This window comes from Lutibacter holmesii, assembly GCF_042679665.1.
Lineage (GTDB): Bacteria > Bacteroidota > Bacteroidia > Flavobacteriales > Flavobacteriaceae > Lutibacter > Lutibacter holmesii.
The window spans coordinates 1,025,333-1,041,206 of sequence record NZ_JBHTMV010000003.1 but is presented as its reverse complement, the minus strand read 5'-3'; the positions used below and the strand labels follow the sequence as shown (position 1 = coordinate 1,041,206).

The following is a 15,874-nucleotide window of genomic DNA, read 5'->3' as shown; positions in this document are numbered from 1 at the left end:
TTTGTTTCTTATTTTTCAAATAATCCTTTTGTAAATTTCTCAGGATTCGCTGCTAAATGATAACGAGGATCATCAATATCTTCTATAATTACATCTCTAAATTTAGGATTAGATTTGTAAAGCAATAATTTACATTCTTCACTTAAATGTTTTAATTTAACTTTTTTTCCTGCTGTTTCAAATTTTTCAACCAAGTTAAAAATAGCTTCTACTGCAGAATGGTCTGCTACACGAGATTCAACAAAATCAATTTCAACTGAATCAGGATCGTTTTTCACATCAAATTTATCTAAGAAGGTTGTAATAGAACCAAAAAACAAAGGTCCCCAAATTTCGTAAATTTTTGTTCCATCAGGCTTCATACGTTTTCTAGCTCTAATTCTAGTTGCGTTTTCCCAAGAAAACACCAATGCACTAAATATTACACCAGCTATTACCGCAATTGCCAAATCAAACATTACCGTTAATGAAGAAACTAAAACTAGTACGAAAAAATCTGCACGTGGAATTTTATTTATAATTCTAAAACTACTCCAAGCAAACGTACCAATAACAACCATAAACATTACACCAACAAGAGCTGCAATTGGAACTTGTTCAATATAACTTGAACCAAATAAAATAAACATTAACAACATAACTGCCGCTACAATTCCTGAAAGTCTTCCTCTACCACCTCCTTTAATATTAATGATAGATTGACCAATCATAGCACAACCACCCATTCCACCAAACAAACCAGTAATAATATTTGCACCACCTTGTGCCATACATTCTCTGTTTCCGTTACCACGAGTTTCAGTTAAATCATCAATTAAATTTAAAGTCATTAAAGATTCTATTAAACCAATAGCTGCTAAAATTAACGCATATGGCAAAATAAATTTAATAGATGCCCACGTAAATGGCACTTTTGAAAATGTTTCTAAATTTAGTGTTGGCAAACCACCTTTAAGTCCTTCACCTCCACCGTCTCTAATAAATGAGCCAACAGTTGCAACATCAAAATTCATAAAAATAGCTAAAGAACTAACAACTAAAATAGCAATTAATGCTTCAGGCAATTTTTTTGCTGCTTTAATCTTTGGTAAACCCCACATAATTAACATTGTAAGACCAACCAAACCAATCATTAAATACAATTCGCTACCTTGTAACCATTCTTTATTTCCATTTATTGTTTCTTTAAACATTCCCAATTGAGAAAGAAAAATAACAATTGCTAAACCGTTTACAAACCCCATCATTACAGGGTGCGGAATTAAACGTACAAATTTACCTAACTTAAGTACACCGGCTAACATTTGAATAATTCCCATTAAAATAACGGTTGCAAATAAATAGTATAAACCTAAGTTTTCACCAGGAGCTCCCATTGCGTTTCCTTCAGAAACTAAACTAACCATAACTACAGCTAAAGCTCCAGTAGCACCAGAAATCATTCCTGGTCTTCCACCAAAAATTGAGGTAATTAAACCAACCATAAAAGCAGCGTACAAACCTACTAAAGGGTCTACACCTGCTACAAATGCAAAAGCAACTGCTTCAGGAACCAATGCCAATGCAACAGTAATTCCCGATAAAACATCGTTTCGTACGTTAGAAACTCTCTTTGTAATAAATTCAGTCATAAGTAATTTTTCAAAAGCCGCAAAGGTAAGGCTTTTTTTAAGTTCTACTTAATTAAAATGAAGGAGTTACGAAAACGTTTAAAGCAAGAAGTTAAAACAATAACTTTATATTTTCATAAGTGTTGGTAAGCGCTTCTGAAATTTCATTTTCATTTTTATAAACAACTTTTTCAATTCCTTCTTCGGTTTGAGGAATTAACTCACCTTCAAAAGTTGTATGCATTAAAAACCAATAGGTAATTTTAAAAATGGTTTTATTTTTTCGTTGAAAAATATGATACGTTGTTTCTAATTGCTTTTCAATAGTTACATTATTTATACCACATTCTTCTTCTACTTCTCTAACAGCACACTCTTCAATAGATTCTCCTTTTTCTAATTTACCTTTTGGCAAATCCCATTTTTGAAACCTATAAATAAAAAGCACTTCAGAGTTTGTATTAAAAACCTTTCCACCTGCGGCTTCTTGCACTTTTAAAACTGATTTAAAATCTTTTAAAGAACCTTCTAAATCACTACAAACAAGACAGATACCATTTATTTCTCCATCAAATATTTGTTGTACTATTTCTAATAAATTCTTCTTATTAAAATCTCTAATTTCAAAAATTGTTGAAATATTCTTATTTTCTGTCAAAATTATTGGACAGTCATTCACAAAAACTTTATACATTTGCATTATGATTATGAACAAAGATACTGCAAAAAAAACAGCTGAACTTTTATTACAAATAAAAGCTATTAAATTACAGCCAAACGAACCTTTTACTTGGGCTTCAGGATGGAAATCACCAATTTATTGCGATAATAGAACAACGCTATCATTTCCTAAAATAAGAAATTATTTAAGAGAGAATTTAGCCAATATTATTGAAAAAGAATATGGAAAACCTGATGTTATTGCAGGTGTTGCAACTGGTGCAATTGCTATTGGTGTGTTAGTTGCACAACATTTAAATGTTCCTTTTATTTATGTAAGACCTGAACCAAAAAAACATGGTAGAAAAAACCAAGTTGAAGGTTTTTTAGATAAAAATAAAAATGTTGTGGTAGTTGAAGATTTAATTAGCACAGGAAAAAGTAGTTTAAATGCCGTAAAAGCTCTTAAAGAAGAAGGTGCTACCGTAAAAGGAATGGTCGCTATTTTTAATTATGGCTTTGAAATTGCAGATGAAAATTTCAAAAAAGATAATGTAAAACTAACTACTTTAAGTGATTACAATCACTTATTAGAACAAACATTTGACAGTAGTTACATCTCTAAAGAAGAATTAGAAACCTTAAAGCAATGGAGAGAAAATCCTGCTGAATGGAAGCAATAAAACATATATTATGAATTTAGAAACTAATAAAACGGTTATTAATAAATCTCAAAAGGAGTTCTTCGAATTTTTATCGAATCTTCATAATTTTGAGCAATTAATGCCAGAAAATACAGAGAAATTTGAAGTTGACGGAGATTCTTTTTTATTTAGCTTAAAAGGAATGCCTGAAATTAGATTGATTGTTAAAGAAAAACAAGAATTTAATAAAATAGTTTTAGGGGCTGCAAGCAGTAAATTAAACTTTTCATTAACAGCTAACATTAACGTAGTCTCAGAAAATAGCTGTGAAGCGCAATTATTATTTGAAGGTGATTTTAACCCAATGATGGCAATGATGGTTAAAAGCCCGCTTCAAAAGTTTATAAACACACTTACAGAAAACGCTGGTAAATTATAAAACTGGCTTTTTATTTTTTAAAGACTCGCAAATTTTATTTCTTTCAAATTAAATTTGCGAGTCTTTTCATTTTCAAGCGCTACCACCAACCTTCCATCAGCTGAAATGTCAATAATTTTACCTAAAAATTGAACTCCTTCCACATCCTCAAACATAGCAGGTGTATTATATTTAAAAAGTGAATCTATGTATTTTTCTTTTAAAAACTGGAAATCATTATTCTCTACATAACTCACATACTTTTTTAAAGATTTTACAACCTCTGCAAGAAGGTTATCTTTATCAATATAAGCTCCCGCCATATTTTTTAAAGAGATTGCATTTTTATTTATTGCTGAAAATTCTTCTTGATTTACGTTTAACCCAACACCAACTATTGCATACTTAATATGTTGACCGCTTAACACATTTTCAATTAAAATACCCGCAAGTTTATTTTTTTCTGCCATAATGTCGTTTGGCCATTTCACAAATAACTTATTTTTAACATATGTTTTTGCAACGTTTAAAATTGCCAAAGCAACTGCCATACTTAAGTAAAACTGATCTATAATTTTCAACTTAGAAAAACACATTAACACACTAAATGTCAAGTTTTTACCGCGTTCAGACTCCCAAACATTACCTATTTGACCTCTACCAGAAATTTGATGATCAGCTGCCACAACAGTAAAATTATTTGGAAGTTCTTCAACAGCGAGCTTCTTCAAGTAAGAATTGGTTGAATCAATGGCACTAAGTTTGATTATATGCATAAAATAAATTGATATATTTAACAAAGTTACTTAAAACATTATTTATTATAATAAGATGTAATAACTTTGCAGCAAACTAAAAAAAAATTAATGACAAAAAAAAGTGTAAGTGCCGACGAACTAATAGCTGTAGTTTTAAAAGCAATTGATGATGTTAAAGGTGTAGATATTCAACTTTTAGATTTAAGAGAAATAGAAAATACCGTTTGTGATTATTTTATTGTATGTACAGGTACCTCAAATACGCACGTAAATGCAATAGCAGCCATTATACAAAAGCAAGTTGGTAAAATTTGCCAAGAAAAACCTTGGCATGTTGAAGGTGAAGCAGGAGCCGAATGGGTTTTACTAGACTATGTTAATATTGTTGTTCATGTTTTTCAAAAACATATTCGTGAATTTTATGATATTGAAAGTTTATGGGGAGATGCTAAAATTACCGAAATACCAGCTAGTTAATACGGTTTAAAAACTTGTAAAAAAAAATTAAATGAGCCAGAATAAAAAAAATACTCCAAATAAAAACATTATAAAAGCACCTAAATTCAACTTTTACTGGATTTATGGAGCTATTTTCGTATTGTTTATTGGTTACCAATTTTTTAGTAGTGACAGTATGTCAACTAAAAATTTGAGTCAAAATGAATTTGATGTCATTTTAGCCGATAATGATATAGACAAAATATTAATTGTTAATAGAGATATAGCCAATATTTTTATAAAAGCTGAAGCTTCAGAAAAAGAAAAACATAAAAAAAATAAAGGCACATTATATACTGCAAATTCACCTATGTATTACTACAACTTTGGTGATTTGCAAAATTTTGAAAAAGAATTAACTAGCAAAAAAGGTGATCGTAACCTAGATTTTGATTTACAATACGAAGAAAAAACAAACCTTTTAGATCAAATTTTCATGTATTTACCATTTATCTTTTTAATAGGATTATGGATTTACTTTATGAAAAGAATGTCTGGTGGTGGTTCTGGCGGAGGTGGACAAATTTTTAGCATTGGAAAATCAAAAGCTAAATTATTTGACCAAGATCAAAAAGTAAAAACATCATTTAAAGATGTAGCTGGTTTAGAAGGCGCTAAAGAAGAAGTGCAAGAAATTGTAGATTTCTTAAAAAGTCCTGATAAATATACTTCATTAGGAGGTAAAATACCTAAAGGAGCTTTATTAGTAGGACCTCCAGGAACAGGAAAAACATTATTAGCTAAAGCTGTAGCTGGTGAAGCAGAAGTTCCGTTCTTCTCACTTTCAGGGTCAGATTTTGTTGAAATGTTTGTTGGTGTAGGTGCTTCTCGTGTACGTGATTTATTTAAACAGGCACAACAAAAATCTCCTGCTATAATTTTTATTGATGAGATTGATGCTATTGGTAGAGCTCGTGGTAAAAGCAATATGACTGGTGGAAATGATGAACGTGAAAATACATTGAACCAATTACTAACCGAAATGGATGGTTTTGGAACAGACACAAATGTAATTGTATTAGCAGCTACAAACAGAGCTGATGTTTTAGATAAAGCATTAATGAGAGCTGGTAGATTTGACAGACAAATTTATGTTGATTTACCAGACATTAAAGAACGTGCCCAAATTTTTAAAGTACACATTAAACCAATTAAATTACACAAGGATGTTGATGTTGAATTTTTATCTCAACAAACTCCTGGATTTTCAGGTGCAGATATTGCAAACCTTTGTAATGAAGCTGCTTTAATTGCTGCACGACAAGGTAAAAAAGCGGTACATCATCAAGATTTTTTAGATGCCGTTGATAGAATTGTTGGAGGATTAGAAAAGAAAAATAAAATTATATCTCCTAAAGAGAAAAAAACAATTGCTTTTCATGAAGCAGGTCACGCAACCGCAAGTTGGATGTTAGAGCACGCTGCTCCTTTAGTAAAAGTTACTATTGTACCTAGAGGACAAAGTTTAGGTGCTGCTTGGTATTTACCTGAAGAACGCCAAATTGTACAATCAGAGCAAATGCTTGATGAAATGTGTGCAACTTTAGCTGGTAGAGCTGCTGAAAAAATTATGTTCAATAAAATTTCAACAGGAGCTTTAAATGATCTTGAAAAAGTTACACGCCAAGCTAAAGCAATGGTAACTGTTTATGGTTTAAATGATAAAATTGGAAATATAACGTATTACGATTCAAGCGGACAAACAGATTATAATTTCACAAAACCTTACAGTGAAGAAACTGCAAGAGTAATTGATAAAGAAATTTCTGAAATTATTGAAGCGCAATACCAAAGAGCAATTCAAATTTTAACAGATAATAAAGATAAACTTACAACTTTAGCTGAATTATTATTAGAAAAAGAAGTCATTTTCAAAAAAGATTTAGAATTAATTTTTGGAAAAAGACCTTTTGATGAAGATGAAATTATTGAGGAAAATAAAGAAGATTCTATAGAAGAATCAACTGAAGATAAAGGGATTGAAACTTCAGAAGAATCAAATAATGAAAATACATCAAAAACTAGCGAATAAATTGCTAACTTTTTTCTAATTTTGAATTTATTCAATATAATTAATGAGTTTTTTCAAAAAGTTATTTAGTAGCCCCAAACCTGAACAACCTAAACGCACCAATTTAGAGTTTGAAAATTTACCCGTTGAACAAGTTTTTGTGAAAAAATTTGTAGAAAATCAGGGTAAATTTTTATACTGTACTTCATTAGCTGAAGTAACAGAGAATATTGCGAATATTATTAAGGAAAATTCTTGGGAGGAAATTGTTTGTAATGATTATGATTTACAAAAGTTAATTAAATCTGTTAAAGTTAAAACTTCAGAAAAGCTAAATAATAAAAAACCTTTATTTGTTTCTTGTGAACATTTAATTGCTGAAAATGGAAGTATTTTATTTTCATCAAACCAATTAAAAGACTCTAAAATCTCAGAATTATCAGAGAATTTTATAGTGTATGCAACTACAAGCCAATTAGTAAAAACTAAAGGAGAAAGCTTAGCAGGAATAAAAACGCGATACAAAGGCAATATACCAAGTAATATTAGTGCTATAAAAAGGTTTAACCCTAGTAGCAAGGATGATGATTTTATGAGTTATGGAAATACCAACTCAAAAAACTTATATTTGCTTTTGTTCGAAGATTTATAATATATGAGAAAAGTTTCTAAACGTGCTCTTTCAGGACTAGTTTTTGTGAGTGTTTTAATATTTTCAATCTTATTTAGTAAAATTACTTTTATAAGTTTATTTTTTGTTTTGATGATTTTCTGTTTATATGAATTTCAAAAAATGATTAAACTAAAAAGTATTTTCGCTTACTTAATTGGGGTGCTGCTTTTTGTTTTTGGTAATATTTTAAACGTTGAAGACATTCCTTCAAAAGTAATTTTTGAATATGTAGGTGTGGCATTGTTTTTAACAATTTTTATATCTTTTGCCTCTATCCTATTTGCAAAAAAAGAAGAAGTAATAAGTCATTTAGGTAAGATTTTTTTATCCATTATTTATATTGTAGTTCCGTTTACTTTAATGGTTCAAATTCCATTTTTAAACACAGAATACAGCTACATAAACACAACAATTTTAGGCGTTTTTATATTGATTTGGACCAATGATACATTTGCGTATTTAATTGGTAAAAACTTTGGAAAACATAAACTCTTAGAGCGCATATCTCCAAACAAAACTATTGAAGGTTTTATTGGCGGAATGGTATTTACATTATCGGTTAGTTTTATACTAGCAAATCAATTTACAACACTTACTTTGGTTCAATGGATTGTAATTGCAGGAATAGTTAGTATATTTGGAGTATTAGGAGATTTAATTGAATCTATGTTTAAACGCCAAGCTGGCGTAAAAGACAGCAGTAACTTTATTCCTGGTCACGGAGGTTTTCTAGATAGATTTGATAGCGTTATATTTGCTGCCCCATTTATTTTTATTTATTTACAATTAGTACAATAATTATGTTTCATAAAGAAGGTTTTAAAATAATATTAATTGCTACATTTATTGTAGGATTAGGTATTATAGCTATTGAAAATTTTGTATCCATAACTTGGCTTAATAAATCATTATCTGCTTTATTATTGCTTTTTTATATTATTATTTTACAATTTTTTAGAAACCCTAAAAGACATACTGTTGAAAACAATAACCATATTATTGCTCCGGTTGATGGAAAAGTTGTAGTTATTGAAGAAGTTTTTGAAAAAGAATATTTTAAGGACAAACGCTTACAAATTTCTATTTTCATGTCGCCTTTAAATGTACATGTAACTAGATATGCTGTTAGCGGAAAAGTAAAATACAGTAAATATCATCCTGGAAAATATTTGGTTGCTTGGCACCCAAAAGCTTCTGAAGAGAATGAAAGAACAACTGTTGTAGTAGAAAACCCAGAAATTGGTGAAGTTTTATACCGACAAATTGCGGGTGCTTTAGCTAAACGAATTGTAAATTACGCTAAACCCGAAATGCAAGTTATTCAAGGAAGTGATGCTGGTTTTATTAAATTTGGATCAAGAGTTGACTTATTTCTACCATTAAATACTGTTGTTAATGTTGAATTAAACGACAAAGTTAAAGGTGGAGAGCAAATTATTGCAACACTTTAAAATGTATACCTAAGTGGAATGGATGAAGAATTAGAAAAAAAATTTCAGGAAGCATACCAAATTGCTTCAACTACTAATATTAAGCTTCCACCTGATATTATGTTACAGTTTTACGCCTATTATAAGCAGGCTACAAAACAAAATAATTTTACGCAACCATCAGGAGAAATTAAATTAAAAAACGCCTTTAAATTAAATGCTTGGATTCAAATTAATCATTTAAGTGAAAAAGAATCTAAAGAAGCCTATATAAAATTGGTACACAAATATTTAAAATAACACTAACTACACTATTATGAAAAAACTACTTTTTTTAAGCTTATTTTTTGTTTTAACATTAACTATAGTTTCTTGTGGAAATGATAAAAAAGAAAAGAAAGCATCAGAAAAAAACACTTCTGAAAAAACCTATTCAATTGAGCCTAAAACAACAACTATAAATTGGACCGCTTATAAAACAACAGATAAAGTTCCTGTAAAAGGTCAGTTTACAAAGTTTACAATTGAAAATACTAAAAATGGAACAACTGCTATAGATGCACTTAATGGATTAAAATTTAGTATTCCTGTGAGTAGTATTTTTACAAAAGATACTATTAGAGACGGAAAACTAAAGAAATTCTTTTTTGACAAAATGTTAGACACGCAAGAAATTAAAGGTACTTTACACTTTTTAAATGAAACTTCTGGTACTGCTGATATTACTATGAATGGTGTTTCACAAGAATTGCCAATTACATATGTTATAGATGGGCAAATGGTGAGTATTGAAGGAATTATGAACTTAGATAACTGGAAAGCTCAAATAGCCTTAGAAAGCTTAAATGCAGCTTGCCTTGACTTACATAAAGGTGCTGATGGAATTTCAAAAACTTGGAGCGATGTAAAAATTGAAGTTGTTACCTATTTAAAACAGAATTAATAAAAAACAAATACCATAAAAAAAGCCTGCAAATGCAGGCTTTTTTATTTTTAATACTCTAAATCTCTTAGGTATTGAAGTTTGGTTTTCCAAATTACTAATTTATCTTTAATCACATCAATTTGATTGCGTACATTTTTAACGAGAGGATTATCATCAGACACGTTTGAAATAAAGCCTATATTATTTTCTAACTGCTGAATTTCACGAACTGATTCATCAATTTTTTTACGCACAAATAATTGTTCTGAATCTAACTTTCTATAATTCTTTTGATCAACATAGCTACCCACCAAATTCTTAAATTTGATCATCTCAATTTCAATTTTGTCAATATCACTACCATCAACAATTTTATCAAGAAGCTTATTAAATTTCATTTCAATATGCCTCATATCATACGGAACTTTTCCAAGCTCTCTCCATTGCGAAATGTATTCATTTAATTGATCTAAAGAAATTTGAGTTTCTTTCTCAACTTTTTCTTTAATAGTTTTTAATAAATCTTTCTTTTCATTAAAAACACCTAATTCAGCTAAATTACCTTCTTCTTTCTTAGCATGTAATCTATCAAAATAATGGTTACAAGCATCTTTAAATTCTTTCCAAAGTTTATCAGAATATTTTCTTGGTACGTGTCCAATTTTTTTCCAATCAGATTGGATTTTCTTCATAACATCTGTAGCCACATCCCAATCTTCACTATCTTTTAAAGCAATGGCCTGCTCAATTAAAGCATTCTTTTTATTTAAGTTTTCTAAATGATCCTTTTTTACATCTTTAAAAAACTTATTTTTATCTCTGTTAAATTTACGGGTAGCATCCTTAAATTTTCCCCAAATCATATCGCTTTTTCCTCTTGGAACCTGTCCAATTGCAAAAAACTTTGTGCGTAAAGCTTCTAATTCGGTAATACTTTTTTGCCAATCATTTCTTGATGAATTTTTGGAAGTATCCATTAATTCAATTTCATTAATAACTGCCATTTTTTTATCAATATTCTCTTCAAACTTAGATTTTAAATCCTTGAAAAAATCATGACGTTTATCATGTACTTTTTTAGTTGCAGCACTAAAACGCTCCCAAACCTCATCTCTATGCTCTCTGGCAACAGGCCCTACTTCTTCTTTCCAAAGTTTATGTAAAATCTGTAATTCTTTAAAAGCCAGATTAATATCTTCAAGTTCAGCTAATTCCTCAGCTTTGGCAACCAATTTTAATTTTTCTTCTAAATTATGCTTAAAGTCTAACTCACGTAAATCATTACTAATGTGCAATAAATCGTAAAAACGCTCAACGTGATGGTGATATGTTCTCCAAATATCATTGTATTTTGTTCTAGGAACCGGACCAGTTTCCTGCCATTTAGTTTGAATATCTCTAAAGTTTTTATACATAACGCCTCCATCATCAGAATTTTCAATTAGGCGTTTCAATTCTTCAATAATTTCAAGTTTTGTTTCTAAATTATCTTTTAATTGCTTTTCTTGATTTGCAAAAAACTCGTTCCTTTTTATTTTATAGTCATACAAATGACTATTGTATGTAGATTTTAATGGATTGTTATACTGAAAGTCTACAATATCTCCTCCATCGGCTAAAAACTTCTCCTTTTCTTCTTTTAATAATTTTCCAAATTCAACATTAAAAATAGTTTTAATGTTATTTACATTGGTACCAATACTTTGAACCTCGTTGCTGTGAATCAATTTACCTAATTCATCTACCAACTCTTCTAAACTAAATGTACTGTAATCAATTAATTCAACAGATGTATGTTCTACTTTTTCTGAACTTTCAGCAATTTTATCTTCAATTTCTTCAATTGCTTTGTTTTCCAATAACTTTACTTCTGTAGTTTCAATTTTCTTGATTTCTTCAGGCGCTTCTATCTTCTTAATTTCCTCGGGTAACTCAGTTTTTTGAGGGTTAACATTTACTTCTTTGGAAGACGAAGTGTTGTCTTCACCTGGTAATTTGTTCTCTTGATCTAACATATTAAAATGTTTAAGGTTCGTTAAAATAAATTGAAGAATAGCCGCTTTGAACGCTACTAAATCTCCTTCTATAAAGATGTATAAATTTAATAAAAGTTGCGTAAAATAATGTAATAGTTTTTACGAATTCCAAATCTCCCAAGACTTTTCAGCTTGTAGCTCAAGCATTTCGTATCCATTTTTAATTGCGGCTCCTCTTTTAAGACCTTCTTTTAAAAATTTAGACTGCTCTGGATTGTAAATTAAATCAAATAATAAATGCTTTTCTGTAATAAATTCAAATGGAATATTTGGAGATTCATTAACATTTGGAAATGTCCCAACAGGTGTTGAATTAATAATTACTGTATATTCTTCAAAAATTTGCTGGTTTAACATTTCATATGTAAACTTATCTTCAGCTTTACTTCTAGAAACAAATTTATACGCAATATTCATTTTTTTTAAAGCATAAGCAATTGCTTTTGATGCGCCACCTGTTCCAAGAATTAATGCTTTTTTATGGTGATTTTTAATAAATGGTTCTATAGATTTTTGAAATCCATAAAAATCGGTATTGTAGCCAAATAACTTATTATCATTTGTAACTTTAATTGTATTTACTGCTCCTATTTTTTTTGCATCTTCATCAATTTCATGCAAATATCTCATTACAGATTCTTTATACGGAATTGTTACATTAATTCCTTGATATTCATCTTCTCTATGATATAACAAAAATGGAAATTCCTCAATTTCAGGAATATCTAAATTGCTATAAGTAAGATCAGCTAATCCAAGTTTTTCAAATTTTTCAGAAAAATATTTTCTAGAAAATGAATAGGAAATATCTTTTCCTAATAAACCAAATTTTGTTCTTTTACTCATCTATATATTCTTTACGTTCTGTACCATATTTATCAATTAACAAAATAACACCTGCGCCTAGCACAATAAAAAAAACTGCTACCCAAGTATTCATTTCAAGCAAATCAGGAAAATAACGTGTATAATTTTCAATAATATTATTTCCTTTCCCATCAACTAAAATTTCACCATTTTCAACTTTAAAAATCTCTTGTTTCCAAGGCCAAACAATACCTAAAGAGCCCGTTATAAAACCAATTATTGAAGCCGTTACAATTTGATGCCATCGTTTTAAAACAAACCCTAAAATATGAGAAGTTACCACCAAACCAAAAGCTGACCCAACAGTAAAAGTTGTTATTATTTTTAAATAATGAATTTGCTCAGGATTTTCCATAAAACTAAAATCGCCCGTAATAATTTGTGTTAAAGTTTGAAAAAGAACCGCTACTGAATCTACTAACAGCAACACATAATTTCCCAGTAAAATTAAAATAAATGAGCCCGATAATCCTGGTAAAGTCATTCCAGAAACTCCAATTATTCCACAAACAAAAACAAACCACAGGTTATCATTTTCTTTAGCAGGATTCATAAAACTAATTGCCAAACCAATTGAAATCCCCACAAATAAAGCAATTAAATTCTTAGGTTGCCAATCATCAAAATCTTTTGAAATGTAATAAATAGAACCTAAAATCATTCCGAAGAAAGTGCTCCACACATATAACTCGTAATTTTTTAATAAATAATCTAATGCTAATGAAATTGAAAAGTAACTAAACATGCTTCCTCCAAAAATTAGCAACAAAAAAGTACCATTTACATAAGCGTAAAAACTTTTAAACCTTCCATTTATAAGTAGTAAAAAAGCTTTATAATTAATTTTTCGGAAGGAGTAAATCATTTCTTCGTAAAAGCCTAATACAAAAGAAACAGTTCCACCTGAAACACCTGGCACTTTGTTAGCCGCACCCATAGATAATCCTTTTAAAAAAAGAAAAACATTATCTAATAAAGTACGATCTTTTGCCATAATTTATTTATTTGAAAGATTTGCTATTTTTTCAAGTAATATAATTACTGCAAAACCAACAACCGCTAATACTATAGCGTACATTAATTGAGGGTCTCCTTCAAATGAAAATGGAGAAATACTTTGCTCATTAAACGGAACATTTTCACCGTGTGAATTTACACGCCACGTTAGTACTTTTTTCCAAGGCCAAATTTTATTTAATGATCCTAAAATAAACCCTGTTAAAACTGCTAACGTTAAGTTTTTAAAGTGTGAAAACAACCATTTTAACACTTTAGAAAAAGATAACAAACCAACAACAGCACCTGCTCCTAAAATAGCAATGGTTTTTAAATCTTTATCATGAATTGCATCTAATACTGGTTTATAAGCACCTAAAAGCACTAAAATAAAAGAACCTGAAATTCCAGGTAAAATCATAGCGCAAATTGCTAATGCACCAGCTAAAAACATAAAAATTGGTGATGAATTTTCAGAAACTAAGGGCTCTAATGTTGTAATATAATAAGCAACTATTGCTCCTATAATTAACAACAGAACAGTTAAAAAATTCCACTTTGTTATTTGTTTTCCTATAAATAAAATACTTGCCAACACCAACCCAAAAAAGAACGACCAAACTAAAATAGGCTTGTGTTCTAACAACCAGGATATAATTTTAGCTAAAGACAAAACACTAATAAAAACACCAATAAGTAACGAAACTAAAAAGTTACCATTTACAGCTTTCCAAGCTGTTTTAATTCCATCGGTTTTTAACAATTTTAAGGTTGCAAAGTTAACCGAGCTAATTGATGTTAACAACTCCTCATAAATACCTGAAATAAAAGCTATTGTACCACCTGAAACTCCCGGAACAACATCTGCTGCTCCCATAGCCATTCCTTTTAAAGAAATAACAATATATTCAATAAATTTTCGTTGTTGCATATGTCTGTAAGATTATCAGACAAATGTAGTATTTTTATAAAGAAGTTTTTTTAAATTCATTTATTAAATCCTGAACTTCTTGTAATTGATACACTTCAAAAAATAATTCTTTTAGTATAGATTGGTATTCAAAATCTTCAGATAAAGCTTGCTTTAAATAAAATGCGCCTTTTTCAATATTCTTAAATTTAAAATACAAACCACTTAATCTATAATCTATTTCAGCAAAATCATTAAAATAAATTTTAGCGCTTAATAAATTTTCAAGTGCACTTTCATACTCGCCTAAAAAACAAAGTACATCAACTAAACCAACCCAAATTTCAATATCATAGTCTTGTAACGCAATACAACGTTCAAAAGCTTCTATGGCTTCTTCAAAAAGGTTTAATTTTAAATTAATTTCAGCATATTTCCGCCAATATAACGAGTTATTTTCATCAATTTCAATGGCTTTATTTACGTAAAACAAAGCTTTGTTGTATTTTTTTTGTTTTAAAACTAAATTGGTTAAAACAATCCATCCTTTATCTAACAAAGGATCTTCATGTACCGCCTTTTTATAATACTGAATTGCTAAAGTATTTAATTTTAATTTTTCATAGCAAGCACCTATTCTTAAAAAAACAAAAGCAGTAGCATCATCTAACTCTAAAGTTTTCTTATAATTTTCAATAGCTTCTTCAAACTCATTTAATTTTTCTAAGGTTTTCGCCTTTTCTAAATACGCACCAACAAAATATTCATCAGCAATAATTGCAAAATCAAAAGCTCTCGCCGCTTTTTCAAATTGCTCTAACACAAAATGTTGCCTTCCTAATTGATGCCAAGCAACTTCACTATACGGATCTTTATTGATATACTCATTTAAAAACTCAATGGCTTCTTCGTGTTTATTTTCCATATCAAAACAATAAACTACATTGTATAATGATGAGTAATCTTCAATATCTTCTTCTAAACACTTTGCAAAGCTCAATCGTGCTTCATTAAAATTATCTAAGAACAAAAACTCCATCCCAATCATAGCATAAACATCTGCTTTGTCCTCAGCATACTTCAATGCTATTTTTAATAAATCAATTGCTTTTTTATGATGGTCTCTTTTTGAAAAAATACTTGCTTGTTGCACATAAACCTCTTCATTAGTTGGCTCAATAGCCTGAATTTCTCTTAAAAGAATCCCAGCAGCGTCTAACGCATCTTCAAAAATTAAAACTTCAGCTTTAAGAAGCTTTAATATAATTGAGTTTGGATGTTGTTTTAAACCTAATGTAAGGGCTTTTTTAGCCAAAGCTGTTTTACCCGTATCCAAATAATAATGTATAATCTCCTCAAACTCAACAGAATCAAAAAAATAAACAGCGTTAGTTTTTAACATTGATTCAAATTTTGAAAGCGATAAATTATTTTCGTT

17 protein-coding genes are annotated in these 15,874 nt (G+C 29.4%); 9 read left to right on the top strand and 8 right to left on the bottom strand.

The window, feature by feature from the left end:
- Nucleotides 1–8: 8 nt before the first annotated feature.
- Both ACFQ5N_RS07415 and ACFQ5N_RS07410 read right to left on the bottom strand, forming a co-directional pair.
- Nucleotides 9–1,631, bottom strand: a complete 1,623-nt coding sequence (locus ACFQ5N_RS07415) for a SulP family inorganic anion transporter (protein ID WP_386808852.1) — start codon at nucleotides 1,629–1,631, stop codon at nucleotides 9–11.
- 91 nt (nucleotides 1,632–1,722) lie between these two features.
- The gene (locus tag ACFQ5N_RS07410; RefSeq protein WP_386808851.1) at nucleotides 1,723–2,304 is read right to left on the bottom strand and encodes an NUDIX hydrolase; all 582 of its coding nucleotides are present in this window, start codon (nucleotides 2,302–2,304) and stop codon (nucleotides 1,723–1,725) included.
- Nucleotides 2,305–2,311: 7 nt separating this feature from the next.
- On the opposite strand from ACFQ5N_RS07410, the gene pyrE reads away from it, so the two are divergent.
- Nucleotides 2,312–2,953, top strand: a complete 642-nt coding sequence (pyrE, locus tag ACFQ5N_RS07405) for an orotate phosphoribosyltransferase (protein WP_386808850.1) — start codon at nucleotides 2,312–2,314, stop codon at nucleotides 2,951–2,953.
- 10 nt (nucleotides 2,954–2,963) lie between these two features.
- Nucleotides 2,964–3,353 (top strand): SRPBCC family protein, encoded by a 390-nt coding sequence (locus ACFQ5N_RS07400; protein WP_386808849.1) that lies wholly within the window; start codon nucleotides 2,964–2,966, stop codon nucleotides 3,351–3,353.
- A 17-nt stretch (nucleotides 3,354–3,370) separates the two neighbouring features.
- Here the strand turns inward: ACFQ5N_RS07400 and ACFQ5N_RS07395 are convergent, their stop codons facing one another.
- Complete coding sequence (locus ACFQ5N_RS07395) at nucleotides 3,371–4,108, bottom strand: biotin--[acetyl-CoA-carboxylase] ligase (protein ID WP_386808848.1); 738 nt, start codon at nucleotides 4,106–4,108, stop codon at nucleotides 3,371–3,373.
- A 90-nt stretch (nucleotides 4,109–4,198) separates the two neighbouring features.
- Between ACFQ5N_RS07395 and rsfS the strand changes: the two genes are divergently transcribed.
- Genes rsfS through ACFQ5N_RS07360 form a run of 7 tightly spaced genes read left to right on the top strand, consistent with a single transcriptional unit; the run spans nucleotide 4,199 to nucleotide 9,645 of the window.
- Nucleotides 4,199–4,567, top strand: coding sequence for a ribosome silencing factor (gene rsfS, locus ACFQ5N_RS07390; RefSeq protein WP_386808847.1), 369 nt, complete (start codon nucleotides 4,199–4,201; stop codon nucleotides 4,565–4,567).
- A 31-nt stretch (nucleotides 4,568–4,598) separates the two neighbouring features.
- Nucleotides 4,599–6,620, top strand: a complete 2,022-nt coding sequence (ftsH, locus tag ACFQ5N_RS07385; RefSeq protein ID WP_386808846.1) for an ATP-dependent zinc metalloprotease FtsH — start codon at nucleotides 4,599–4,601, stop codon at nucleotides 6,618–6,620.
- 43 nt (nucleotides 6,621–6,663) lie between these two features.
- Nucleotides 6,664–7,251 carry an LUD domain-containing protein gene (locus tag ACFQ5N_RS07380; protein ID WP_386808845.1) on the top strand — a complete coding sequence of 196 codons (588 nt, stop codon included), beginning with the start codon at nucleotides 6,664–6,666 and terminating at the stop codon, nucleotides 7,249–7,251.
- Between the two features lie 3 nt (nucleotides 7,252–7,254).
- Complete coding sequence (locus tag ACFQ5N_RS07375; RefSeq protein ID WP_386808844.1) at nucleotides 7,255–8,070, top strand: phosphatidate cytidylyltransferase; 816 nt, start codon at nucleotides 7,255–7,257, stop codon at nucleotides 8,068–8,070.
- A 2-nt stretch (nucleotides 8,071–8,072) separates the two neighbouring features.
- Nucleotides 8,073–8,723: a phosphatidylserine decarboxylase family protein gene (locus ACFQ5N_RS07370; RefSeq protein ID WP_386808843.1), complete on the top strand. Its 651-nt coding sequence runs from the start codon at nucleotides 8,073–8,075 to the stop codon at nucleotides 8,721–8,723.
- Nucleotides 8,724–8,741: 18 nt separating this feature from the next.
- Entirely contained in the window at nucleotides 8,742–9,002 is a 261-nt protein-coding gene (locus ACFQ5N_RS07365; RefSeq protein WP_386808842.1) for an acyl-CoA-binding protein, read from the top strand.
- A 16-nt stretch (nucleotides 9,003–9,018) separates the two neighbouring features.
- The gene (locus ACFQ5N_RS07360; RefSeq protein WP_386808841.1) at nucleotides 9,019–9,645 is read left to right on the top strand and encodes a YceI family protein; all 627 of its coding nucleotides are present in this window, start codon (nucleotides 9,019–9,021) and stop codon (nucleotides 9,643–9,645) included.
- 50 nt (nucleotides 9,646–9,695) lie between these two features.
- On the opposite strand, the gene ACFQ5N_RS07355 is transcribed toward ACFQ5N_RS07360, so the two are convergent.
- The 5 genes from ACFQ5N_RS07355 to ACFQ5N_RS07335 form a co-directional block, all read right to left on the bottom strand.
- Nucleotides 9,696–11,642, bottom strand: a complete 1,947-nt coding sequence (locus ACFQ5N_RS07355; protein ID WP_386808840.1) for a DUF349 domain-containing protein — start codon at nucleotides 11,640–11,642, stop codon at nucleotides 9,696–9,698.
- A 120-nt stretch (nucleotides 11,643–11,762) separates the two neighbouring features.
- Nucleotides 11,763–12,509, bottom strand: coding sequence for a shikimate dehydrogenase family protein (locus ACFQ5N_RS07350; RefSeq protein WP_386808839.1), 747 nt, complete (start codon nucleotides 12,507–12,509; stop codon nucleotides 11,763–11,765).
- The gene (locus ACFQ5N_RS07345) at nucleotides 12,502–13,524 is read right to left on the bottom strand and encodes a DUF368 domain-containing protein (RefSeq protein ID WP_386808838.1); all 1,023 of its coding nucleotides are present in this window, start codon (nucleotides 13,522–13,524) and stop codon (nucleotides 12,502–12,504) included. The genes ACFQ5N_RS07350 and ACFQ5N_RS07345 overlap by 8 nt, the downstream gene beginning before the upstream one ends.
- A gap of 3 nt (nucleotides 13,525–13,527) precedes the next feature.
- Nucleotides 13,528–14,457: a DUF368 domain-containing protein gene (locus ACFQ5N_RS07340; RefSeq protein WP_386808837.1), complete on the bottom strand. Its 930-nt coding sequence runs from the start codon at nucleotides 14,455–14,457 to the stop codon at nucleotides 13,528–13,530.
- Nucleotides 14,458–14,491: 34 nt separating this feature from the next.
- Complete coding sequence (locus ACFQ5N_RS07335) at nucleotides 14,492–15,838, bottom strand: tetratricopeptide repeat protein (protein ID WP_386808836.1); 1,347 nt, start codon at nucleotides 15,836–15,838, stop codon at nucleotides 14,492–14,494.
- Nucleotides 15,839–15,874 lie beyond the last annotated feature (36 nt).

Coding starts and splice junctions, on each gene's coding strand:
- ACFQ5N_RS07415 (WP_386808852.1), bottom strand. CDS start 1,631: ATGACTGAATTTATTACAAAGAGAGTTTCTAACGTACGAAACGATGTT.
- ACFQ5N_RS07410 (WP_386808851.1), bottom strand. CDS start 2,304: ATGTATAAAGTTTTTGTGAATGACTGTCCAATAATTTTGACAGAAAAT.
- pyrE (WP_386808850.1), top strand. CDS start 2,312: ATGATTATGAACAAAGATACTGCAAAAAAAACAGCTGAACTTTTATTA.
- ACFQ5N_RS07400 (WP_386808849.1), top strand. CDS start 2,964: ATGAATTTAGAAACTAATAAAACGGTTATTAATAAATCTCAAAAGGAG.
- ACFQ5N_RS07395 (WP_386808848.1), bottom strand. CDS start 4,108: ATGCATATAATCAAACTTAGTGCCATTGATTCAACCAATTCTTACTTG.
- rsfS (WP_386808847.1), top strand. CDS start 4,199: ATGACAAAAAAAAGTGTAAGTGCCGACGAACTAATAGCTGTAGTTTTA.
- ftsH (WP_386808846.1), top strand. CDS start 4,599: ATGAGCCAGAATAAAAAAAATACTCCAAATAAAAACATTATAAAAGCA.
- ACFQ5N_RS07380 (WP_386808845.1), top strand. CDS start 6,664: ATGAGTTTTTTCAAAAAGTTATTTAGTAGCCCCAAACCTGAACAACCT.
- ACFQ5N_RS07375 (WP_386808844.1), top strand. CDS start 7,255: ATGAGAAAAGTTTCTAAACGTGCTCTTTCAGGACTAGTTTTTGTGAGT.
- ACFQ5N_RS07370 (WP_386808843.1), top strand. CDS start 8,073: ATGTTTCATAAAGAAGGTTTTAAAATAATATTAATTGCTACATTTATT.
- ACFQ5N_RS07365 (WP_386808842.1), top strand. CDS start 8,742: ATGGATGAAGAATTAGAAAAAAAATTTCAGGAAGCATACCAAATTGCT.
- ACFQ5N_RS07360 (WP_386808841.1), top strand. CDS start 9,019: ATGAAAAAACTACTTTTTTTAAGCTTATTTTTTGTTTTAACATTAACT.
- ACFQ5N_RS07355 (WP_386808840.1), bottom strand. CDS start 11,642: ATGTTAGATCAAGAGAACAAATTACCAGGTGAAGACAACACTTCGTCT.
- ACFQ5N_RS07350 (WP_386808839.1), bottom strand. CDS start 12,509: ATGAGTAAAAGAACAAAATTTGGTTTATTAGGAAAAGATATTTCCTAT.
- ACFQ5N_RS07345 (WP_386808838.1), bottom strand. CDS start 13,524: ATGGCAAAAGATCGTACTTTATTAGATAATGTTTTTCTTTTTTTAAAA.
- ACFQ5N_RS07340 (WP_386808837.1), bottom strand. CDS start 14,457: ATGCAACAACGAAAATTTATTGAATATATTGTTATTTCTTTAAAAGGA.
- ACFQ5N_RS07335 (WP_386808836.1), bottom strand. CDS start 15,838: ATGTTAAAAACTAACGCTGTTTATTTTTTTGATTCTGTTGAGTTTGAG.